Consider the following 22,306-nt stretch of genomic DNA (forward strand, 5'->3'; position numbering starts at 1 on the left):
GGGTCATATCAGCCACATCTAACCAAATCCTTGGCGTTGCCGTTGTTTTGAAGCAGATGCCAAGCTTGGCGAACAGATGCTTAAGATGTAGCAAGAAGAGGTCTTTCAGAAGCCATCTGGCCGTGCCTGTTCTTGCCTGCGCACAACAATAGGAATGCAGGCACTATTTTCGCGTCATCGACTGCGCTGGAGTGTCTGCGACGGAGACACGCCATATCGGCGGCGGTACGCTGCCGCGGCGCGACCGAGGTGCCCAAGGCCGGCGAGCCCCGCCAGCTCAGTCACCGATTGCCCGTTTTGAGGGCCGCTGAGCAGCGAATGGAAATGATCGAGGCGCAAGGCCTCGATCATCTGCACGAGCGTCGTTCCGTTGTGTCGGCGTACGGTTTCCTGCAGCGTGCGCAGGCTGACGTCCACCGCCTTGGCGATGTCACCAACAGTGAAGTCCCGTTCTATGTTGGCGCGGATCCAGTCCTGTGCCCGACCGACGGTGGACGATGTTGCGGCGCGGGCAGGCATAGCGAGCGCCGCACGCTGCGAATGAGCAAGCGAAGAGAGCAGCAGGGATGACAGGCTTTCACCAAGCCTTGCCAGATAGTTGCCGAACGCGGCATTGCCGCTCTCAACACTCTCGAGCATCAGGTTGACGTGATCGAGCGCCAGCCGACCCGCAAGGCTCGACAGGTCGACGGCGGTCTCGAATTCGACCTTGTCGATCGCGCGATCCAGCAGTTCGGCGCATTGCCGCTGCATGACTTCGCGCTCGATCAGAACGATCAGTTTGGCGCAACCGTCGGACCAGCGCATGCGGGTCGGCAGGGTCGGCGACAGCAGCGAGGCCGTGTGGCCGGGATTTGCCAGGGCGGTGGTGGTGCCGCAACGCACTTCGGCCGATCCGGCGAGCGGAATCTGCAGCAGGAAGAATGAAGAGAGTTCACCCGGGTCGATCTCGACTTCCGACCCGTACGCCACGAAATTCAGCGAATAACCACGCTGTCTGGAAGCCCGATGAACGGCATGAAAGCCGGCGGCATTGGCCTGGCGCGGCGACAGGAAATGCGGGCAGAAAATACGACCGATCTCTTGGCGTGCTTCCTCCGGTGAAAATGTGTCCACCAGGGCGTGCCGAGCCAATGGCGCTCTCAGACTGACTGCGTCCATGCTGGCAGCCTTCCCATTCGCACCGTATGGCCGCGCATTCTGGATAGTCTTTGCGCGTATTGGATTGCGACCACGGCGCTTCCACCTCAGTCTCAATCTAGTTGAAGTCTAAAAGAAACGCGAGTCCTACAAAAAACAGGATAACGCGTCGGACGGAAATATGGAGGAGACTATGTCGTCCGCGCCCTTCATTGCCGGCATGCGTAAAGTCGCAGGCGCCGTCTCGGTGATCACCACGACTGGCAGCGATGGAGAGCAGCGCGGCCTTACCGCTACAGCTGTATGTTCGCTGTCGACCGAACCGCCATCGCTGGTCGCCTGTGTCAATCGCAAGACCTGGGTGGCGCAGTTCGTGCCGGATTCAGGCGTGTTCGCGGTCAACGTGCTGTCGCATCTGCAGGAGGACGTGGCGCGGACCTTTGCGGGCCAGACGGAGCTTGCGGCAGGCGATCGTTTCAGCGTCGGCGATTGGCATTCGGGGGTGACCGGCGTGCCGGTCGTGCGCGGCGCGCTCGCTTCGTTCGAATGCCGACTGGAGCGGGTGGTCGAGCATACGACCCATGTGATCCTGATCGGTCACGTGGTGGAGACGGTGCTCGGGGATGGGCAATCGCTGGTTTATGTCGCGGGCGGTTTCTCGGCCGTGGAACATGTCCGCACGGCCGCCTGATCCAGCGGACCGGAGCGAAATTAGGAGGAAACCATGAAGGGTTTGAAAGGAAAAACGGCAATCATATCAGGCGGCGCCACGCTGATCGGTGAAGGCTGCGCGGCGGTTCTTGCCGGCTACGGCGTCAATGTCATCATTGCCGATATCAACGAAGCGGATGGTGAGGCGGTCGCCAGCCGGATCGGCGCCAAGGCCAGTTTCATCCGCACCGACATCACCAGCGATGAAGACATCAAGGCATTGGTCGAGGCGACGGTGAAACGTCATGGCCGGCTGGATTTCCTGGTCAATGTCGCTGCCACCTATCTCGACAATGGGGCTGAAACCACGCGGGCCGAATGGCTGAAAGCGTTCGACGTCAATGTCATCGGATCGGTGGTGCTGATGCAGGAGGCGCGTCCGCATCTCGCCAAAGCCAAGGGTGCGATCGTCAATTTCGGTTCGATCTCAGCGCGTGTCGCCCAGGTCGGGCGCTGGGCCTATCCGGTCTCAAAGGCAGCGATCCTGCAACTGACGCGAAACCAGGCGCTCGACCTCGCCGCCGATGGCATCCGCGTCAACGCGGTGTCACCGGGCTGGACCTGGAGCAATATCATGCGCCAGCTGTCCAACGACAACCGGCCGAAGACCGATGGCGTCGCGGCCCCCTTCCATCTGCTGAGACGCACCGGCGATCCGGCGGAAGTGGCAGAGGCGGTGGCATTCCTGCTTTCCGATGCTGCGAGCTTCGTCACCGGTACCGATATCCGCGTCGATGGCGGCTATACGGCGATGGGCCCGGAACGGATCGATCCGGCCATCCCGCTCCTGATGGAATAAGCCCGGCAAGCGCTGCAAAGACAACAAGGGAAGGGAACGACGATGAGCAAGCGCATCACCATCTTAGGGGGAGGGCAAGCGGGCCTGCAGCTTGCCTGCGGACTGCTCCAACATGGCGGCTACGAAGTGAAGGTCGTTCAAAACCGGACAGCTGAAGACATGCGCACCGGCAAGGTGCTGTCCAGCCAGTGCATGTTCGACGCTGCTCTGCAGAACGAGCGCGAGATCGGCCTCAATTTCTGGGAGAAGGAGTGCCCGACCGTCGATTCCATCAACTTTGTCGTGCCGTCGCCGGATCAACCGGGCGCCAAGGCAATCGACTGGAACGGCAAGCTCGACAAGCCGGCGCAAAGCGTCGACCAGCGGGTGAAGATCCCGGTCTGGATGGACGAGTTCGAGCGGCGCGGCGGCACACTGGAGATCAAGGAAGCCGGTATCGCCGATCTTGAGACTTACGCCGCGTCATCGGACCTGACCATCGTCGCGGCCGGCAAGGGCGATATCGCCAAGCTGTTCGAACGCGATGCGGAAAAGTCCCCGTTCGACAAGCCGCAGCGCGCACTGGCACTGACCTATGTCCATGGAATGACGCCACGGCCGGAGCATTCGGCTGTCTGTTTCAACCTGATCCCCGGCGTCGGCGAGTATTTTGTCTTCCCGGCGCTGACCAACTCCGGCGCCTGCGAGATCATGGTGCTCGAAGGCATCCCGGGTGGACCGATGGATTGCTGGAAGGATGTAAGCTCGCCGCAGGAACATCTGGCGCGCTCGAAATGGATCCTCGATACGTTCCTGCCCTGGGAGGCGGATCGCTGCCGCAACGTCGAGCTGACCGATGCCAACGGCATCCTGTCGGGCGCATTCCCGCCCACGGTTCGCAAGCCGGTCGGGCGCTTGCCCTCAGGACGGCTGGTGCTGGGTCTTGCGGATGCCGTCTGCCTCAACGATCCGATCACCGGGCAGGGCTCGAACAACGCTTCCAAAGCGGCGAAAGTCTACATGGGTGCCATCCTGGCGCATGGCGACCGCGCGTTCGATGCCGCGTTCATGCAGGCGACTTTCGACCGCTACTGGCAGTATGCGCAGTTCGTTGTCGGCTGGACGAATGCGCTGTTGACGCCACCGCCGCCGCATGTGCTCAACATTATGGGATCGGCCCAAGCCTATCCGGCGCTTGCCAAGAGGATAGCCAACGGCTTCAACAATCCGCCGGATCTCTTCCCCTGGTTCGCCGTGCCGGAAGAAGCCGATCGTTACCTCCAGCAACTGGCGGCATGACCTCAGCTGGCGTGACCGATCAAGGGGTCATGCCAGCCATTCCACACGCTTACTCGAAGTAAACGCTGATCGTTCCATAGGGGCCGAAATCGGCGGCAATGGTGTCGCCGTGGCGTGCCTCGACTGGACGCACGAAGGAACCCGACAGCACGACTTCGCCCGCTGCGATGCCCATGCCGTAGGTGTGCAGCCGGTTGACCAGCCAGACGATGCCCATGGCGGGGTGATTCAGGACGCCGGCACCGAGGCCGGTTTCTTCCACCTCGGCATTGCGCGAGACAATGGCGCCGATCCAGCGCATGTCGGCATCGACCGGACGGATCGGCCGTCCGCCGAGCACGATGCCGGCATTGGCGGCGTTGTCGGAGATGGTGTCGAAAAAGGTACGGGCCTTGCCGGCTTCCTTATTCGTGCGTTCGATGCGCGTGTCGAGGATTTCGAGCGCCGGCGTGATGTAATCAGTGGCGTTCAGCACATCGAAGATGGTGACGTTCGGGCCGCGCAATGGCGCCTTCATGATGAAAGCGATCTCGGCCTCGATGCGCGGCTGGATGAAGCGATCGGCTGGGACGGTCCCACCGTCGGCGAAGAACATGTCGTCGAACAGGATGCCGGAATCCGGGATGTCGATGTTGAGCGCCGACTGCATCGCCTTGGACGTCAGCCCGATCTTCCAGCCCTTGATGGTCGCGCCAGCCTCGGTCTTTTTCTTCACCAGCGCCGCCTGCACCTTGTAGGCATCGTCCATGGTGGCATTCGGGAAATCCAGGCTGAGCAGGCGGATCTGGCGCCGCGCGCGTTCGGCCTCGAACAGGCGCGTCGCGGCGTCATCAATTTCGGCGGGCGTCATTGTCGTCGCGCTCACTCGTCAACAACTCCGTTGCGCAGGATGCCGATGCCGTCGGCCTCGACCTCGATAACGTCGCCCGGCTTGAGCCAGATCGGCGGGTCGAAACGGGCGCCGGCGCCGGTCGGCGTGCCGGTGACGATGACGTCGCCGGGCACCAGCGTCGTGAAGGTCGAAATATAGGCGATGATCTTGCGGAAGGAGAAGATCATGCGGCTGGTGCGATCGCTTTGGCGGACCTCGCCATTGACGCGGGTTTCCAACTTGATATCCGCGATCTGGGCGTCATCGGTGAACGGCACCAGCCAGGGTCCGATCGAACCGGTGCGGTCGAAGTTCTTGCCCTGGGTGACGTTGAACTTGGCGTGCCGGACCCAATCGCGGATCGTGCCTTCGTTGCAGAGCGAAAGTGCCGCGATATGGTCGAGCGCGGTCGCTTCCGGGATGCGGCGGCCGCCCTTGCCGATAACGATGACGATCTCGCCTTCGTAGTCGAGCTGCGGCGATTCCGGCGGTCGCACGAGATTTTCGCCATGGCCGACGAAGGAACGTGGAAAGCGGATGAAAAGGGAGGGGTTCGGCGGTGCTGCCTGGCCGTCCTTGTACTCCTCGTTGCGGTCTGGGAAGTTGACACCCACGCAGATGAGCTTCTCCGGCATCGGCACCGGGATCTGATAGGCGATGTCGGACAGGGCGAAGTCGGCCGGCAGGCCTGCTGCTTCCTCCGCCAGGCGGCGCAAGGCGCCGGCTTCGATGACTTCCCGCAGCGTTGGCCATTGACTGCCATAGCGGCTGGAAAGATCGACGGCGCCCTTGTCGGTGATCGCGCCGTAGCGCGTCTTGCCGCCTGCGGTGAATGTAGCGATGCGTGCGTTCATGCCCGGCTCCATGCGAAGGTCGTCTCTGCGCGGGTCAGGGCGCGATGATGGGCGAAGCGGCAAGGTCGGGATCGCGCGGCTCGACACCGGCGAAGACGCTGCCTTCCTCGAACCATGAGCGTGGCGCCGGCGCGCCCCACAGCGTCTGCCGCTGCGGATCCTTCAGGTCCCATTTGATCGGCTCGAGATCGGGATCGACCGTCTGATAGTCCGAGCAATAGATCTCGATGCGATGGTTGTCGGGATCGCGGACATAGAGGAAGAAGGCGTTCGAGATGCCGTGCCGGCCGGGGCCGCGTTCGATGTTGCCGATGTAGCCGGTGGTGGCCATCAGATCGAGCAGGTCGATGATGTTGAGCGGCGTCGGCACCCAGAAAGCGACATGATGCAGGCGAGGACCGCGACCGTTGGTGAAGGCGATGTCGTGCACGCCGCCCTTGCGATGCGTCCAGGCTGCCCAGAGCTTCCCGGTCTCCGAATCTTCCGTGTATTCGGTCACGCGGAAGCCGAGCTCATTGTAGAAGGCCACCGATTCATCGACATTCGGCGAGTAACAGTTGAAGTGGTCGATGCGCAGCGGCTTCACGCCCTTGTAGAGGGCGTATTTCTGATGGATGGGCGGCAGGCGATCCATCTTCGAATAGAATTCGAGCGGAATGCCGTGCGGATCGCGTGTGCGGAAGGTGCGGGACTGGTAAGGCCGCTCGACCCATTCGACAGGCAGGCCCTTGTTCCTGAAGAAATGTTCGGCCTTGTCGAGGTCTTCCTCGCTGTACAGCTTGAAGCCGAGATCCCGGGCTTCCGCCTTGTCGCCTTTCCGCAAAACGATGCAGTGATGGCCGCGCTCTTCCAGCGCACGCAGGTAGATGGCGTCCTTGCTCTCGTCGGTAACCTGCAGGCCGAGCGTGTCGACATAGAATGCCCGGGATTTCGCCAGGTCCGTGACCGCGAGTTCTACATGGCTCAGCCGCACGATGTTGAAAGCGGGATGAAGATTGGGTCGCGGCAAAGGCATCAGGTTCCTCCTCATATGTGTCGCCGCGCGGCCTGGCGCACGGCACGGCGAAGCAATGCTGGACGGCTTCAGCCGCCAAGCTTCTGGATGGCGTGCGGCTTGGTCGCGAAGGCGATGTTCTTGGTTTCCATGTAGAAGTCGAACGACCAGTCGCCGCCGTCGCGGCCGATGCCGGAATTCTTCACGCCGCCGAAGGGTGTTGGCAGATGGCGTACGTTTTCGGAATTCACCCAGATCATGCCGGCCTCCAGCGCTTCGGTGAAGCGGAAGGCGCGTGTCACGTCGGACGTCCACAGATAGCCAGTAAGGCCGTAGTCGGTGTCGTTGGCGATCGCCAATGCTTCGGCCTCATCCTTGAATGGGATGGCAGTGAGCACGGGGCCGAAGATCTCCTCGCGGGCGATGCGCATGGTGTTGTTGGCGCCGGTAAAAAGGGTCGGAGTGACATAGCAGCCGCCGCCTGGGCCATCGAATTTGGTGCCGCCGGCAGCGATAGTGACGCCTTCCGACCTTGCGATCTCGATGTAGGAGAGCACCTTCTTCTCGTGCTCGGGATGGATCAATGGGCCGACCACGGTCTCTGGATCGAGCGGGTGGCCGATCTTGATGCGCTTGGCCTTTTCGGCAACCAACGTCGTGAACTTGTCGTGGATGGAAGCCTCGACCAGCAAACGCGATGAGGAGGTGCAGCGTTCGCCATTCAGCGAATAGATCATGAAGACCGCGGCATCCGCAGCACGTTCCAGATCCGCATCGGCGAAGACGATCACCGGATTCTTGCCGCCGAGTTCGAAATGCACGCGCTTCAGCGTGTCGGCCCCCTGCTTCATGATCAACGAACCGGTGCGGCTTTCGCCGACAAAACCGATAGCCTTGATATCGGGATGTTCGGTCAGCGACTTGCCGGCATCTTCGCCGAGGCCGTTGACGAGATTCCAAACACCCTTCGGGAGACCGGCTTCCTCTGCGATCTCGACCAAAAGACGGGCGGTCAATGGCGAGAACTCGGCCGGCTTGTGGACAATCGTGCAGCCGGCAGCGAGCGCCGGGGCGATCTTCCAGGTCGACAGCATGAAGGGGGTGTTCCAGGGCGTGATGACACCGACCGGGCCGATCGGCACACGGGTCGTCATGTTGATCTGGCCGCTATCCTGCAAGGTGCGACCGTCGCGTGCCTGGGGCGCGCGATCGGCGTAGAAGCGGAAGTTTTCGGCGCCGCGAAGCGCAGCCTTGGCCATGAATTTCAGCGACTGGCCAGTGTCCATGCATTCGACGAAAGCGATTTCCTCGGCGCGCGCCACGATGGCATCGGCTATTCTGTGCAGCAATTTCTTGCGCGCGTCGCCCGGCATGGCTGCCCAGTCACGGAACGCCGCCTTGGCTGCCTTGGCGGCGCGGTCGATGTCGGCGGCCTTGCCGTGGGCCACCCTGGCCAGCGGTTTCAGATCGACCGGCGAGATCGTCTCGAAGGTCGTACCGTCGGCGGCTGGCACCGCTTCGCCGGCGACATGATTGAGCACGCCGTCGCGCTTGAAGCGTTCAAGATAGGCGCTTGCCTTGCGCAGATTGTCGTCCAGTGCGCTCATGCTTTCGTCCTCGTTACTTGCCGCGTAGCCGCGGGTGGATCGCATTCTTCTTCCAGCTCAATTCGGCGTCGATCTCGCGGATCTCGAGCGACAGCGCAAAATGCGGAGTGGCAAACGACTGTGCCAGCCGTTGCGAGACGGCGGCGAAGATGGCTTCGCCGGCCCGTCTCTTTTCTTCCGCGCTTCGACCCTTGCCGATGCGGAAATTCATGTCGATGAAGCCGTTCTGTGGCAGCCGGTCGGCGATCGCGTAGGCTTCAGCGCGGTATGCCCGCACACGAACGGCGCCGATCTCGAACAGGCCGGTTTCCAGAATCGTTTCCGCGACCAGCGTGCACAAACCCTGGATGTCGACGGATTCATCGAGGTTCGCGGAATATTCGATCGCCATGTGAGGCACGGCGTTCCTCCACCAATAGTCGACTGTTTGTAATTAACATGTGAATTACATCTTGATTGGGGAAAGTCAAGCGCCGTTGAATGGTTGTGCCATCCGCTCGCGGCGGGATTGCCGGTGCTGCCAAAATCGCGGATATAGCGCTTAAAAGCCGACTACGCGTTCTGCGTGCGCCGGTTCGTGAAACAGACGGAACCAGAGCGGAGACATCACCTTGCTGCCGCCCTCCACACGACGCTCCCTGCCGATGACGCTGCTGCGTGCGCGCGAAGTGATCATGGCGCATTTCCGGCCGATGCTGGCCAGGCATGACATCACCGAACAGCAATGGCGCGTTCTGCGCGTGCTGGCGGAGACCGGTCCGCTCGAAGCGACCGAACTTGCTGGCCGGGCTTCCATCCTGCCGCCGAGCCTGACGCGTATCATCAAGGCGCTCGAGGAGCGCAGGCTCATGACCCGTAACAGGGTCAAGGACGACGGCCGGCGCGCACTGCTTGCCATCACGCCAAGCGGTTTGGCGCTGATCGAGGATCTGGCGCCCGAACGCATCGCGATCTACGAAGCCATCGAGGCGCGATATGGCGCCGAGCAGTACGAACAGCTGCTCGATATGCTGGAAAGCTTGATCCAGACGGAGAGCAGCGAAAGCTGATTTTTTCCCTTCTTCTGGGAAATATGGGTGAGCCGCACGCGTCGTTCGACGGTCCGCTCTCGCGGTCTGCTTCTCACCCACCGAAGCTGCCGAGCGACATCGGCTGCGAATAGTTGCGGTCGACATAAAGCAACGCGGCCTCGCCACTGCCGTGGCGGATATCGATGACGCGGCCGAACATGACGTTGTGCGTGCCAACCTTGTTGACGTCGCCGATCTCGCAGTCGAACGAGACGATTGCGTCGAGCAGGGCCGGCATGCCGGACGGCATGGTCTGCCAGCTAGCCGCCTGATAGCGCTCGGCCATGTCGCGGATGGCCCCGGCGAATTTCGAGGCGAGATGCATATGAGCCTGCGTCAGCACGTTGACGCAAAACCGCCGGTTTTCGAGGAACATCCCGGTCTGCGCCGAGCGCTCATTCATGCAGATGAGCAGGGTCGGCGGGTCATCGGAAACACTGCACATGGCGGTCGCGGTAAAACCGCCGCGGCCGGCCGGTCCGTCCGTAGTGACGATGTTGACCGGCGCGCAGACGCGCGCCATGGCGTCACGAAACTCCAACCTCGAGACCTGCGGTTGCATGGCTGGTCCTCATCCCTTTTCGGCACCTAGAGGCGGCAGCCAGGTGGCACCGGTCCAGCCGTTCTCGTCATAGTCGGCCATGCAGGTGTCGACGAGTTCCTCCATCTGCTTCAACCGACCGCCGCGCTCGGCGCCCTTCAGCACCTGCAGGCGTACCTCTTCCTGGGCACCAGCATAGTTGAGTTCGTAGAGCGCGTGGCGGCCGCCGAACTCGGTACCGGTGGCATCCCAGAGCAGCTTCATGATCTTGATGCGCTCTATGTGACCCATGTCGTTGGAGCCGCGTACATATTGCGCCAGATAGCGGTCGATCTCGGGATTGCCGAAATCCTTGGCCGAGGAAGGCAGGTAGATCAGGCCGGACGCGACGACCTTGCGCACGGTCTCGATCACGCGGGGGTAGGCTTCGGACATGAAAGTCCGGTAGGCCAGCGCGCTTTCCAGATTGGGCAGCACTGCGCCGCCTGCCCAAGGGATCGGGTTGTAGGCCATCGCGTTGGAGAAGCTCCAGAACATGTGGCGCAGCGCGATCACTTCGCCGAGCGCTGCCTGGTTGCCGCGGAAGGCATCACCGCCGGTGGCGCGCAATGCCTTGGCGAGCAGGCCGGCGAGGAAATCGAGCTTCACGGCAAAACGCGTGCAACCCTGGAAACAATAGCCATGCATGAAGCCGGAAGCGGGGTGGAAGGACAGGATCTTCTGTGCATCGCGCAGCACCAACACGTCCTCCCAGGGTACGAAGACATTGTCGAGCACCAGGATGGCGTCGTTTTCATCGAAGCGCGACGACAGCGGGTAGTCGAAGGGCTGGCCGACCGTGTTGGCCGTCTGCTCGTAGGAGACGCGGCAGAACATCTTCACGCCCGGCGCATTCATCGGCACGATGAACATCACCGAAAGTGAAGGATCCTCGGTGACGGTTGCCGAGCTCTGGGCCAGGAAATTGTAGTGGGTCAGCGCCGACGAGGTGGCCACCACCTTTGCGCCGGACACCCAGATGCCTGCATCGTTCTCCTTGGTGATATGGACGAACACGTCCTTCACCTGCTCGGCCGGCTTGTGGCGGTCGATCGGCGGATTGACGATGGCGTGGTTCATGAACAGCACGGATTCTTGCGCTCGTTTGTGCCAGGCACGCGCGTTGTCCTTGAAGGGGCCATACCAATCGGCGTTGGCGCCCAGCGTGTTCATCAACGCAGCCTTGTAGTCGGCTGTACGCCCCATCCAGCCATAGGTCATGCGTGCCCAATGGGCGATGGCGCCCTGCTGCGCGACGAGGTCGGCCGGTGAATGGGCGACACGGAAGTATTTGTGCGTATAGCCGCCCGAGCCGGTGTCGGTCGGTGAGGTGAGGACGTCCCGCTGCTTGGGATCGTGCAGCGCGTCATAGAGGCGGGCGAGCGAGCGTACCGAGTTGCGCATCGCCGGATGGCTGGTGACGTCGGCAATCCGTTCGCCGTTGATGTAGACCTCGCGGCCGTCGCGCAGGCTTTCGAGATATTCGGCGCCCGTGAGGGGGCGCGTCTTGTCGGCCCGGAAATCTTCCGCTCGCATCGTAATCCTCCCTTGATGCGTTGAGAGTAGCGCCTGGCACGGCGATGGTTTATGGACAAAAGCTGAAAACCGCTTGGACTTTTTCGGGCGCCATGAGCCAGTTCTCCATTCCGGAATTCTTCGTCTACGGTGAACCTGCGCGTGCGCTTGACGTGGGGTTCTTCCACGTTGAAACCGTCCTTGCGCGCGAGGGCATCCATCGTGGCCGCGTGCAGCCGCACAAGCATCCGCAGATGGGCCAGATCACTTTCTGGACGAGCGGCCGCGGCAATTACCGGATCGAACAGTTTTCCGAAGATTTTGCAGCACCTGCAGTGAGTTTCGTGCCTAGCGGCGTGGTGCATGGCTTCGTCATCGAGCCCGGCACCGACGCGATCGTCGTCTCGGTGGCCGATGATGCGCTGGCCGCGATCGCGTCGAACTCGCTCTTGCGACTCGACCGCCCCGTTTTCATCACCGGACGTGGCGGCGACACGCTGTGGCAAAAACTGGAGACGAGCATCCTGGCAATTCAGGCAGAATATGTTGATGCGCTGCCGGGCATGGACAAAATCCTGCCGCCGCTGATCGCTGTCGCGCTCTCCGGCATTGCACGACTGGGCAGCGGGCAGCAATCGATTGAATTGCCCGCGGCAGGAGCGCTGGCGGCAAGGCTGCGTCACCTCATCGATCGGAATTTTCGCGAGGACTGGCCCGTGGAGCGTTATGTCGAAACACTGGGCACAACGCGGCATCTGCTCGACAAGGCTGCCCAGCAAATGCTGGGCAGGGGGGTGCGTCAAGCCGTCAACGAAAGACGCCTGGTGGAGGCCAAGCGGCTGCTCGCCTTCACTATCCGGTCGGTGGAAGACATCGCTTTCGAGACGGGCTTCAACGATCCGGCCTATTTCTCGCGTTTCTTCCGCAAGGCGACAGGCTTGTCGCCGGCAGCCTGGCGGAGGGAGCGGCTGGGTGCTTCCACCGATTGAGAGACACTCAGGCCGCCGCTGCTGTCAAACCGGCGTCGAGACCCTCGGCGATCTTGGCAACATCGGCAGCCGTGATGATGAGTGGCGGCGACAGGATGATCATGTTGCCCGATACGCGCAGCATGACGCCGGCATCGTAGGCGGCATCGGCTACCTTGGCCATGGTCTTCTTGTCGGCAGCCTTCTTTGAGCCGCGGTCCGACACCAGTTCGAGTGCTGCCATCAGGCCCCTGTTGCGGACATCGCCGACCAGCGCGTGCTTGGTTTTCAAAGCCTCCAGTGCCTGGCCGAGCTCAATGCCACGCGCAGCGGCATTCTCGTTGACGCCGAGACGTTTGGTTTCGGCAAGAGCAGCGAGGCCGGCGGCGCAACCAACCGGATGTCCGGAATAGGTGTAGCCGTGACCGATGGCGCCGAAGCTGGTCTTGTCGGCTTCGAAGACATCCGCCACCTTCTCTCCGATCAACGTGGCGCCGAGCGGGAAGTAGCCGCAGGTGATGGCCTTGGCGATGGTCATGAAATCCGGCTTCACGTTCCACAGCCGCGAACCGGACCAGGCTCCGGTGCGGCCGAAAGCCGTCACCACTTCGTCGGCGATGAGCAGGATGTCATGCCGGTCGCAGATCTCGCGCACCAGCGGCATGAAGGTTTCCGGCGGCACGATGACGCCGCCGGCACCCAGAACCGGCTCCATGATGAAGGCGGCGATGGTGTCGGCGCCCTGGAAGGCGATTTCTTCCTCAATGGCGCGCGCGCAGAGCCCGGCGAGCTTTGCCGGGTCGGTTTCGTCGAATGGGTTGCGATAGGTCCATGGCGCCGGCGTGTGGAAGCAGCCCGGCAGCAACGGTTCGTAGTTGCGACGGAAGTTGGCGTTGCCGTTGACCGAGGCGCCGCCGAAATGCGTGCCATGATAACCCTTCTTCAGCGCAAGGAATTTGGTGCGGTCGGCCTGGCCACGGATCTTCCAGTACTGGCGGGCAAGGCGCAGCGCTGTCTCTACGGAATCCGAGCCGCCCGAGGTGAAGAAGGTACGCACCATGCCTTCGGGCGCGAACCATTGCGAGAGCTCATAGGCGAGTTCGATCGATGGGCCGGTCGAAGTGCCGCGGAAACCTGAATAGTAGGGAAGCGTGTCGAGCTGGGCTGCGATCGCCTGCTTGATCGGATCGCAGCTGTAGCCGAGATTGACGTTCCACAACCCGCCGACAGCATCCAGCACGGTACGGCCTTCGATGTCAGTGACGTGGGCGCCTTCACCTTTCATGATCACGCGCGGTGGTGATGCACGCATCTCGGCAGGATGTGCCATCGGGTGCCAGATCGGCTTGGCATTGTTTTCTGCGAAAAAATTTGTGTCGCGCATCTGAAGTCTCCAATTCCTAGAGGGTGAGGCCGAAATGGCCGAGCGCTTCGGCGTAAGATCGGGCCGGGCTCGCCACATCGAAATGAACGGGCAGCATGCCGGCGGCGACCGCACCGTCGATATTGCGTTTCTGGTCGTCGACGAACACACAGGCGCTGGTCGGCAACCCAAGCGCATCGGCAACGGACTGGTAGGCGCGAAGATCCGGTTTCAGGATCTTCGAATAGCTGGCGTCGACGATCGTCTCAAAGAGGGAAAGCAGCGGCAGCCGGCTACGGAAGTCGGCGCCGTAGAAGAGGTCGAGTTCGTTGGACAGCACCGCGAGTTTCACGCCGGCGGCATGCGCAGTGCGGATGGCGCGGTCGGCTTCCGGTCTGACAACGGCTTCGGGATCGGCTCCGCGGGCACGGCGCACGAAGGTCTCCATTGCATCCCAGTCCTCGCCGACGAGCTGGCCGACTTCTCGTGTGCGGGTCTTCCAGTAGTCGCGTTCACTGATTTCATCGGCCTGCATGGAACGCCACAGCGGATCGGAAGCGAGGTCGAACGGACCTTGCCATGTCAGCGTGCCCGGCTTCAGGCCGAGCGCCTTTTCGGTGAGTTCGTGCGTCTCGAACAGCGTCCGGGTGACGACACCGCCGAAATCGAGCACCAGCGCCCTGGGCGCGCTCACGATGTTCGTTCCTGACGAATGCTCGGGGCGATCACGCCGCTTGCCACCCAGCGATCGAAGATTGCCAGCGCGGTGTTGGTGAACTCGGCGCTGTTGATGTGCCCCTTGATCTCGTGCAGTTCGACCGGAGCCTTGATGGCACTGCGCATCTCATCGGAAAAGGCCGCTAGCGCGTCTGGTTCGTAGAGCGGCTCGCCTTCCTGGTCCCATTGTTCGATCCCACCGGTAGGCAGGATGAAAGCGACGGGACCGGTGGCCAAAGCGAGCTTCTCGGAAATCGCGCGTGCGACGTGGCGGCGGCCATCCCTTCCGGTGGTCACCGAGGCGAGCAAGCGATTATGTGCGTGATAGGGCCGATCGGAAAGACTTTGCGGAACCGGCTTCCAGGTCGGGAAGTCGACCATGTCGACAGCTCCCGGCGCCACGATCTGCGGGATGCCGGCACGACCGGCGTTTTCCAGCCGGTCGACTCCGGAGGAGACGACACTGCCGTTCAAATGGTTGGCAACTTCCTGCAGGCTGAAATCCAGAACGGCGACGAAGCGATTGTCGGCGGCGAGCGATTCAAGTGCGCGACCGCCCATGCCAGTGGTGTGGAAGATGACGACTTCATAGCCGCGCTTCTCCAGTTCGGGCCGCAGCGTCTTCATGTAGGAGAGACAGCTTGTGCCAAGCGAGGAGATAGCCACTGTCGGCAGGTTCGGGCGCGGCTTCGCCGCAGTGAGTGCGGCGCCGACGACGGCGCCAGAAGCTTGGGAAAGCACAGCCTTGCAGGTGTCGTTGAGGCCGTAGAGTCCCCCCGCCCAGAGGATCATCATCAGATCTGGTGCTATCCGCTCCGGTGGGATGAGGTGCGAATAAGCGATGGTAGAGACGATGAATTTCGGCACACCGATCGGCAATGCAAGCGCAATGTCGAGAGCAAGGTCGGTTCCCATCGTGCCGCCTATGGCAATGAAGGCATCGATCTTGCCGGCGGCTTCAAGGTCTCGCACGAGAACGGAGGCGCCGCGCGCCATCAGTTCCATGGCGCTGTTTTCATCGCCCGACCGTGCGATCGCTTCGATGGTGGTGTCGATTGCGGAAGCCACAGCGTGCTTGTCATATTCGGGCTGGTAGGGCGGATCGCCGAGCACGCTGACGTCGAGCATGATGGGGTCGCCACCTGCGCTGCGGATACGCTCAGCCATGTAAAGCAGCTCATCGGCCTTGGTATCGCCTGTGCCGCACAGAAGAATCTTCGGGATTTTGGTCATTCGTTCCGCTCTGGTGGTCTTTAGGATTTATCGTTGGCTATCTTGGTGCGGCGGCCGGTCAGGCGTTCGCTGATCTGGAAGGCGGACTCGACGACGGCCGATCCCATCGTCTCCATGTCGGCGGGCTCGACGCGGGCGCGCGGCGCGGCGATGGCGATTGCTCCGACAGCGGTGCCGCGAGCGCCGAGAATGGGAGCGGCGACGGAGAAGACGCCGTCTTCATAACCCTGTGCGCCGATGGAATAGCCTCGGGCCCGGGCTGCCGAAACCAGCTCTCTGATCGCCGCCGGGTTGGTTACCGTGTGCGGCGTATAGGACTCCAGCTTGCCGCCCAGAGCCGCATCCATGACGCGGCGGTCGGCGAATGCCATGAAGGCGATGCCGGAGGCGGTGGCATGCAGCGGCAAGGTTTCTCCGACCGGTACGGCGACACGGTTGGCCTTGCTCGATTCCACCACATGGACAGAAATCAGCCCGCGATTCGAATGTTCGGAGAAATGCACGGTCTCGCCGGTCCTGGCGGCGAGCGCGTCGGCAACCGGGATAGCGGTTCTTAGAAAGGGAAATTGCGCCTCGCGCATCAAGGCCAGCCGCGCCACCCCGATGCCCAGCCGGTACAGGCGGCTGCCCTCGTCCTGTTCCACCAATCCTTGATCCATAAGTGCCAGAAGCAGGCGTCGCGTCGTTGCCTTATCGAAGTCGACCGAACGGGCGAGGTCTGCCAGCGTTCTTTCCGGCTCGCCCTGTCCCAGCGCCTCCAGCAGGGACACAGCCTTGGCCACCGTGCTCATTGCGTTTGTCTCTCCTCCAGATACTTAACGCGCGAATTAACTTGACAGCTGCTGAGCATCTTTGCAAGTCTATATTCGAAATGTCGTTTTAAATAATGAAATGAAAACAGGTCTTTCGGCCATCCGGCATTTCACTGGGCTTTTTGGCCCCGCTTCGTGGGGACGGGCTTTTGGGCCCCGCTTGGCGGGGAAAGGAGGAGGACTTCATGACAATCGTAGTGGAATCCGGTGAGGCCAATCGGCTGAGGAAGAATAGCCTTGGCGTAGGCGCCGTGACATTTCTCGTGGTTTCGGCAGCAGCACCGCTGACAGCGGTCGCCGGCGGCGTGCCGCTTTCCATGCTCATGGGCAATGGTTCCGGCATTCCTGGCACCTTCCTGATCGTGACCGCCGTGCTTTTGATCTTTGCTGTCGGCTATGTCGCCATGGCGCGCCATGTCGCCAATGCCGGTGCCTTCTATGCCTATACGGCGAAGGGCCTGGGCGGCGCGCTGGGCGGCGCTGCCGCACTCATCGCAATCCTGTCCTACAACGCCATGCAGATCGGCGTCTTCGGCCTGTTCGGTGCGGCCACCTCCAGCCTCTTTGCCGGTTGGGGCATCAACCTGCCCTGGTGGCTGTGGTGCTTCATCGGTGTCACCCTGGTCGGCGTCCTCGGCTACCGCCGCGTCGACCTGTCAGCCAAAATCCTCACCGTTCTGGTGCTGCTCGAATATCTGATTGTCCTGGTGGTCGATCTCGCCATCCTGTTCAAGGGCGGCGATTCCGGTCTCAGCATGGCACCGTTCACGCCGACCCAGATCTTGAGCGGTGCGCCTGCCATCGGCCTGCTTTTCTGCTTCGCAGCCTTTATCGGCGTCGAAGCCACCACGATCTATTCCGAGGAAGCGCGCGAGCCGCACCGCACCGTGCCACGCGCCACCTATATCTCCATCCTGATCATCGGCGTGTTCTATATGTTCACGTCCTGGCTGATGGCCAATGGTGCAGGTGTCGACAAGCTGGTGCCATCGCTGCAGGCGCTACAGGATCCGACGACCTTCCTGTTCACGCTGTCGGATCGTTACGTCGGCACTGCGGTGACGCAGCTGATGAGCATCCTGTTCGTGTCCAGCCTGTTCGCTGGCGTGGTTGCCTTCCACAACGGCGTCGCCCGCTACTTCTATGTTGCCGGCCGCGAAAAACTCCTGCCTGCATCGCTCGGCGTCACGCACCCGGTGTTCAAGAGCCCGCATGTCGGCTCGGTGATCCAGACGGCAATCGCCTTCCTGGTCATCGCGCTGTTCGCGGTCACTGGCCAGGACCCGGTGCTGGCATTGTTCTCCTGGCTCACCAATGTCGGCACACTCGGCATCATCACGCTGATGGCGTTGACATCCTTTTCGGTGCTCGCCTTCTTCAGCCGCAACCCGTCGCTCGAAGGCAATGTGCTGAAGGCCAAGGTCGCGCCGGCGATCGCTGGCCTGGTGCTGGCCTATATCCTCATCCAGATCGTGCTGAACTTCGGCAGCCTCTCGGGCGCCTCGGGAACGCTGTCGTGGTTCTTGCCGTCGCTGGTGCTGATCGCGGCGGTGCTTGGCCTGGTCCTGGCCCTTGCCCTCAAGAGCAAGGATCCGGCAGCCTTTGCCCAGCTCGGCAATGAGGTGAAGGAATAGAAATGTCGGAAGGGTTGTCCAGGGCATTCTTCTGGAGTGGCCAACCCTTCCATCCTCCCATATTCGAACAGAGCATAGCATTCGGAGACAAGACCTGATGGACCAGGCCACGATCGACGCGCTGCGGCAGAAGCCTGTCGCAGCGCAAAAGCTTTTCATCGGCGGAGCCTTCGCCGACAGCCAGGACGGGGAGACGCTCCCCGTCATCTCGCCGATCGACGGCACGACGTTGACCTCGATCGCCGACGCCGGCGCAGCCGATGTCGATCGTGCCGTGGCTGCCGCCCGCGCCGCCTTCGAGAAGGGAAGCTGGTCGCGTGCCGCACCTGCGGCGCGCAAGAAAGTGCTGCTGAAACTCGCCGATCTGATCGAGAAACACGCGCTCGAACTGGCCGTGCTCGGTGTGCGCGACAACGGTACCGAGATCGGCATGGCGTACAAGGCCGAACCTTTGTCGGCGGCAGGGACGTTCCGCTATTATGCCGAGGCCATCGACAAGGTCTATGGCGAGATAGCGCCGACGGCGATTGAGGTGCTCGGCCTGATCCATCGCGAACCGCTGGGTGTCGTCGCGGCCATCGTGCCGTGGAACTTCCCGATGATGATCGGCGCCTGGAAAGTGGCGCCGGCACTGGCCGCCGGGAACAGCGTGGTCCTCAAACCCGCGGAAGTGGCATCCCTTACCTTGCTGCGTCTCGGCGAACTAGCGGCGGAAGCAGGCCTGCCGGAAGGGGTCCTCAATGTCCTCACCGGGCGAGGCAACGTGACCGGCGAGGCGCTCGGCCTGCATATGGATGTCGACGCCATCGCCTTTACCGGTTCCGGTGGGGTCGGGCGTCGGCTGCTCGATTATTCGGCGCGCTCCAACCTCAAGCGGGTGCATCTGGAGCTTGGCGGCAAGTCACCCAACGTCGTCTTTGCCGACGCGCCAGATCTCGATTTGGCCGCAAAGGTCTCCGCCTATGGCATCTTCCGCAACGCCGGCCAGGTCTGCGTGGCCGGTTCGCGGCTGCTTGTGCAGTCTTCGATCCATGACGCCTTCGTGGAAAAGCTGGTGGCGGCAACGACCAGAATGAAGGTAGGTGATCCGCTCGATATCAAGTCGGACATCGGCGCGGTAAGCAGCATGGAGCAGCTCAAGAAAGATCTCGGCCATGTGGCGACGGCGCTGGACGAGGGCGCACAACTGGTTTCCGGCGGCCGCCGCATCCGCGAAGAAACTGGTGGTTACTATATGGAGCCGACCATCTTCGGCGACGTCGCTCCCGGCATGACCGTGGCGCGCGAGGAGGTTTTCGGTCCCGTGCTGGCCGTGCAGCGCTTCGAGGATGAAGCGGAAGCCGTGCGGCTCGCCAACGGCACTGTCTACGGGCTGGCTTCTGCGGTGTGGACATCGAACCTTTCCCGAGCGCACCGCATGGTGCGGGCGATCCGCGCTGGTGTTGTGCACGTCAACACCTACGGCGGTGCGGATATGACCGTGCCGCTCGGCGGTTTCGGCCAGTCCGGCTTCGGCCGGGACAAGTCGCTGCACGCTTTCGACAAATATTCAGACCTGAAGACGGCCTGGATTTCGCTGTCGTAGAGGGCTGGCGGCACAAGCGCGGTCTTCGGATCGCGCTTGTGCATGTTCTTGCTTTGTTCTATATTGCGCGCTTTCAATTTTCAGGGAGTGCGCATCATGAACACTCGACGTGAAAATGGTCAGGGTGAAAACGTTCAGCGTGGGAATGATCAGCTCGAATTACCGTTTGTCGAACCAGAGACGCCCAGAAATCGACTGTTCTTAGGCCTGTTACTCGACAAGGACACCGCATCAGACGTTGATCGTGTAAGTGAAAGACTATGTGCCGAGAATGATATTCCCGGTTCTCGACTGAGGACGGACCGGCTCCATTTGTCGCTTCATTCTGTGGGGGAATTTCTCCGTTTCCACAAGGAAGCCGCTCGCGAGGTCTGCCATGCGGTCGAGATGGTGGCGGCCACTCGGTTTCAGATGTGCTTCGATCAAGCGATGACCTTTTCGGGAAGGGTGGACCGTCGACCTACCGTTTTGTTGGGTAGCAACGCGGCATTGTTGGACCTAAGAAGATCAATCGGAAAGGCCTTGGTTCGTGGCGGAATACGAATAGGCATGGGTTTCAATCCGCACGTAACGTTGTTCTACGGCCCGAAGGCCGTTCCAACTCAATCCATTGAAAGAATTCCGTTTTCAGTTCGAGAATTCTCGCTGATCTGGAGCGAGCTGGGGCGAACTCGATATCACGTGCTCGGCAGTTGGCCCCTCAAGGGATAGCGTGTTTTCTATAGCCTTTGGTTCGATGGCTTCCTAAGTTCGTCCGCGCTATGTGATGCGACCTGAACGTTGCATCGCCATCGCGGAGGAGAGGATGGATTTTTCGACGGTCGACCGCACCTATGCCAAGGCACGTGCAGACTTTCGCCTGGAAATACCCGAGCATTTCAACTTCGCGTTCGACGTCATCGACGACTGGGCGAAGCGGGACGACCGTACCGCGGTGATCGCCGTCTCGCGCGACGGCGAGACGATCCAGCGCATTGCCTATTCGCAGCTCTCGGAAAGCTCGAACCGCTTCGCCAATGCCTTGCACAAGCTGGGTGTCAAAGCGGGCGATTTTGCCTGCCTCGTCATCGGCCGCGTTCCGGCTTGGTACACGGTGCTGTTCGGCTGCATGAAGGCGGGCGTTGTCTCAATGCCAGGCACCAACCTGCTCACCGCGCATGACATCGCCTATCGCGTCAACCACTCGAAGGCCACGGCGGTCATCGTCACCTCCGAGCATTGCGCCAAGGTCGACGCCATCCGTGCCGAATGTCCGACGCTGAAGACCTTCATCGTTGTCGATGGCGAACGCGATGGGTGGCTGTCGTTCGAAAAGCTGCTGGTCAATGCTTCGCCGGCATTGGACCGGAAAGATTTTCCGCCGAACCGCGCCACCGACATGATGATGGCCTATTTCACCTCCGGCACCACCTCGCTGCCGAAGATGGTTCCACGCGATCATGGCTATGCACTTGCCCACGTGGCGACCGGCCTGTTCTGGATGGATCTCAGACCCGGCGACGTGCACTGGTCGCTCACCGATACCGGCTGGGCCAAGGCGGCCTGGGGCATCCTGTTTCCGCAATTGCTGCTCGGCACGCCGGCAGTGCTCTACAATGGCGATGGTGCCTTCGATGCCGACATGCACCTGAAGCTGATCGGCAAGCTCAAGGTCTCGACCTTCTGCGCGCCCCCCACGGTCTATCGGCTATTCGCGCAGCAGGATCTGAAACGCTACGACCTCTCCAGCTTGCGTCGTTCGCTGGGTGCCGGCGAACCCCTCAATCCGGAGGTGATGCGCATCTGGAAGGAAGCAACAGGTACGACGATTGCCGACGGCTACGGCCAAACTGAAACCATCAACATCGTCGCCAATTTTCCAAGCGAGGAAGTGCGGTTCGGCTCGATGGGCAAGCCGGTGCCGGGCTACGACGTCGATGTCGTCGATGACGATGGCAAGCGTCTGCCTGACGAGGAAGTCGGCCATATCGCGGTCAAGGTCACCGATCCGCATCCGGGCGGCCTGTTCCACGGCTATTATACCGGCAAGGCGCTGGATACCGGCTCCTTCCGCAACGGCTGGTATTATACCGGGGATACCGCGCGACGCGACAAGGATGGCTATCTCTGGTTCGTCGGGCGCTCCGACGATCTGATCTCCTCTGCCGGCTATCGCATCAGCCCGTTCGAAGTGGAGAGCGCGCTGATCGAGCACAAGGCGGTTGCCGAAAGCGCTGTCATCGGCAAGCCCGACCCGACGCGAGGGCAGATCGTCAAAGCCTATGTCATCCTGGCAAAAGGGTTCACGGCGTCGGACGAGTTGGCGCGCGATATCCAGGAGTTCTGCCGCAACCTGACCGCGCCTTACAAATATCCACGCGAGATCGAGTTCGTCGATGCACTGCCCAAGACCATCTCCGGCAAGATCCGCCGGGTGGAACTCAGGCAGGCCAGCAAGGAATAGGTAGGCATAACATCTCGCTTGCATTCAAAAACTAGGTGGCACGAATTCGGCTGACTTTTCGGTGCGTCCTTCGAGGCTCGCCCGCGTGGAGTTTCAATAATATTTTCAAGCTTGTGCGGGCTCGCAGCTCAG

General features: G+C 61.7%; 21 protein-coding genes. 9 read left to right on the forward strand and 12 right to left on the reverse strand.

What is annotated here, in order from left to right; genetic code table 11:
- Nucleotides 1-174 precede the first annotated feature (174 nt).
- On the reverse strand, nucleotides 175-1,161 hold the full coding sequence (locus L4923_RS07690) for an AraC-like ligand-binding domain-containing protein (RefSeq protein ID WP_239363264.1): 987 nt from the start codon (nucleotides 1,159-1,161) through the stop codon (nucleotides 175-177).
- Between the two features lie 172 nt (nucleotides 1,162-1,333).
- Here L4923_RS07690 and L4923_RS07695 point away from each other — a divergent pair, with 172 nt between their 5' ends.
- From L4923_RS07695 to L4923_RS07705, 3 genes are read left to right on the forward strand one after another with little or no spacing between them, the layout of a single operon-like run.
- A complete protein-coding gene (locus tag L4923_RS07695) occupies nucleotides 1,334-1,831 on the forward strand; it encodes a flavin reductase family protein (RefSeq protein WP_239363265.1) in 498 nt (165 codons plus the stop codon).
- A gap of 33 nt (nucleotides 1,832-1,864) precedes the next feature.
- Nucleotides 1,865-2,650, forward strand: a complete 786-nt coding sequence (locus L4923_RS07700; RefSeq protein WP_239363266.1) for an SDR family oxidoreductase — start codon at nucleotides 1,865-1,867, stop codon at nucleotides 2,648-2,650.
- A gap of 42 nt (nucleotides 2,651-2,692) precedes the next feature.
- Nucleotides 2,693-3,928: a styrene monooxygenase/indole monooxygenase family protein gene (locus L4923_RS07705; protein ID WP_239363267.1), complete on the forward strand. Its 1,236-nt coding sequence runs from the start codon at nucleotides 2,693-2,695 to the stop codon at nucleotides 3,926-3,928.
- Between the two features lie 49 nt (nucleotides 3,929-3,977).
- On the opposite strand, the gene hpaH is transcribed toward L4923_RS07705, so the two are convergent.
- The 5 genes from hpaH to L4923_RS07730 form a co-directional block, all read right to left on the reverse strand.
- A complete protein-coding gene (hpaH, locus tag L4923_RS07710) occupies nucleotides 3,978-4,778 on the reverse strand; it encodes a 2-oxo-hept-4-ene-1,7-dioate hydratase (RefSeq protein WP_239363721.1) in 801 nt (266 codons plus the stop codon).
- An 11-nt stretch (nucleotides 4,779-4,789) separates the two neighbouring features.
- A complete protein-coding gene (locus L4923_RS07715; RefSeq protein WP_239363268.1) occupies nucleotides 4,790-5,653 on the reverse strand; it encodes a fumarylacetoacetate hydrolase family protein in 864 nt (287 codons plus the stop codon).
- A 34-nt stretch (nucleotides 5,654-5,687) separates the two neighbouring features.
- Nucleotides 5,688-6,668, reverse strand: a complete 981-nt coding sequence (gene hpaD, locus L4923_RS07720; protein ID WP_239363269.1) for a 3,4-dihydroxyphenylacetate 2,3-dioxygenase — start codon at nucleotides 6,666-6,668, stop codon at nucleotides 5,688-5,690.
- 68 nt (nucleotides 6,669-6,736) lie between these two features.
- Nucleotides 6,737-8,254 carry a 5-carboxymethyl-2-hydroxymuconate semialdehyde dehydrogenase gene (gene hpaE / locus L4923_RS07725; RefSeq protein ID WP_239363270.1) on the reverse strand — a complete coding sequence of 506 codons (1,518 nt, stop codon included), beginning with the start codon at nucleotides 8,252-8,254 and terminating at the stop codon, nucleotides 6,737-6,739.
- A gap of 13 nt (nucleotides 8,255-8,267) precedes the next feature.
- Complete coding sequence (locus L4923_RS07730; RefSeq protein WP_239363271.1) at nucleotides 8,268-8,654, reverse strand: 5-carboxymethyl-2-hydroxymuconate Delta-isomerase; 387 nt, start codon at nucleotides 8,652-8,654, stop codon at nucleotides 8,268-8,270.
- A gap of 244 nt (nucleotides 8,655-8,898) precedes the next feature.
- On the opposite strand from L4923_RS07730, the gene hpaR reads away from it, so the two are divergent.
- Complete coding sequence (hpaR, locus tag L4923_RS07735; RefSeq protein WP_239363730.1) at nucleotides 8,899-9,303, forward strand: homoprotocatechuate degradation operon regulator HpaR; 405 nt, start codon at nucleotides 8,899-8,901, stop codon at nucleotides 9,301-9,303.
- Nucleotides 9,304-9,376: 73 nt separating this feature from the next.
- Here hpaR and L4923_RS07740 read toward each other — a convergent pair whose 3' ends face one another.
- Both L4923_RS07740 and L4923_RS07745 read right to left on the reverse strand, forming a co-directional pair.
- Nucleotides 9,377-9,886: a flavin reductase gene (locus tag L4923_RS07740; RefSeq protein ID WP_239363274.1), complete on the reverse strand. Its 510-nt coding sequence runs from the start codon at nucleotides 9,884-9,886 to the stop codon at nucleotides 9,377-9,379.
- Nucleotides 9,887-9,895: 9 nt separating this feature from the next.
- Nucleotides 9,896-11,440 carry a 4-hydroxyphenylacetate 3-hydroxylase family protein gene (locus L4923_RS07745; RefSeq protein WP_239363276.1) on the reverse strand — a complete coding sequence of 515 codons (1,545 nt, stop codon included), beginning with the start codon at nucleotides 11,438-11,440 and terminating at the stop codon, nucleotides 9,896-9,898.
- A 92-nt stretch (nucleotides 11,441-11,532) separates the two neighbouring features.
- Here L4923_RS07745 and L4923_RS07750 point away from each other — a divergent pair, with 92 nt between their 5' ends.
- Entirely contained in the window at nucleotides 11,533-12,408 is an 876-nt protein-coding gene (locus tag L4923_RS07750) for a helix-turn-helix domain-containing protein (protein WP_239363278.1), read from the forward strand.
- A 7-nt stretch (nucleotides 12,409-12,415) separates the two neighbouring features.
- Here the strand turns inward: L4923_RS07750 and L4923_RS07755 are convergent, their stop codons facing one another.
- The 4 genes from L4923_RS07755 to L4923_RS07770 are packed head-to-tail and all read right to left on the reverse strand — an operon-like array spanning nucleotide 12,416 to nucleotide 16,491.
- Nucleotides 12,416-13,771 carry an aminotransferase class III-fold pyridoxal phosphate-dependent enzyme gene (locus tag L4923_RS07755; protein ID WP_239363281.1) on the reverse strand — a complete coding sequence of 452 codons (1,356 nt, stop codon included), beginning with the start codon at nucleotides 13,769-13,771 and terminating at the stop codon, nucleotides 12,416-12,418.
- A 16-nt stretch (nucleotides 13,772-13,787) separates the two neighbouring features.
- A complete protein-coding gene (locus L4923_RS07760; protein ID WP_239363283.1) occupies nucleotides 13,788-14,444 on the reverse strand; it encodes an HAD family hydrolase in 657 nt (218 codons plus the stop codon).
- Entirely contained in the window at nucleotides 14,441-15,700 is a 1,260-nt protein-coding gene (locus tag L4923_RS07765) for a Tm-1-like ATP-binding domain-containing protein (RefSeq protein WP_239363284.1), read from the reverse strand. Before L4923_RS07765 ends, L4923_RS07760 begins: the two co-directional genes overlap by 4 nt.
- Before the next feature lie 20 nt (nucleotides 15,701-15,720).
- The gene (locus L4923_RS07770) at nucleotides 15,721-16,491 is read right to left on the reverse strand and encodes an IclR family transcriptional regulator (protein ID WP_239363285.1); all 771 of its coding nucleotides are present in this window, start codon (nucleotides 16,489-16,491) and stop codon (nucleotides 15,721-15,723) included.
- A gap of 206 nt (nucleotides 16,492-16,697) precedes the next feature.
- Between L4923_RS07770 and L4923_RS07775 the strand changes: the two genes are divergently transcribed.
- The 4 genes from L4923_RS07775 (at nucleotide 16,698) to L4923_RS07790 (ending at nucleotide 22,174) form a co-directional block, all read left to right on the forward strand.
- Complete coding sequence (locus L4923_RS07775; protein WP_239363289.1) at nucleotides 16,698-18,146, forward strand: APC family permease; 1,449 nt, start codon at nucleotides 16,698-16,700, stop codon at nucleotides 18,144-18,146.
- Between the two features lie 97 nt (nucleotides 18,147-18,243).
- On the forward strand, nucleotides 18,244-19,731 hold the full coding sequence (locus L4923_RS07780) for an aldehyde dehydrogenase (RefSeq protein ID WP_239363295.1): 1,488 nt from the start codon (nucleotides 18,244-18,246) through the stop codon (nucleotides 19,729-19,731).
- A gap of 96 nt (nucleotides 19,732-19,827) precedes the next feature.
- Nucleotides 19,828-20,442, forward strand: a complete 615-nt coding sequence (locus L4923_RS07785) for a 2'-5' RNA ligase family protein (RefSeq protein ID WP_239363297.1) — start codon at nucleotides 19,828-19,830, stop codon at nucleotides 20,440-20,442.
- Between the two features lie 94 nt (nucleotides 20,443-20,536).
- Nucleotides 20,537-22,174, forward strand: a complete 1,638-nt coding sequence (locus L4923_RS07790; RefSeq protein ID WP_239363300.1) for an acetate--CoA ligase — start codon at nucleotides 20,537-20,539, stop codon at nucleotides 22,172-22,174.
- Nucleotides 22,175-22,306 lie beyond the last annotated feature (132 nt).

Origin of the sequence: Terribium retamae (assembly GCF_022347545.1) — a bacterium.
Taxonomy (GTDB): Bacteria; Pseudomonadota; Alphaproteobacteria; order Rhizobiales; family Rhizobiaceae; genus Mesorhizobium; species Mesorhizobium retamae.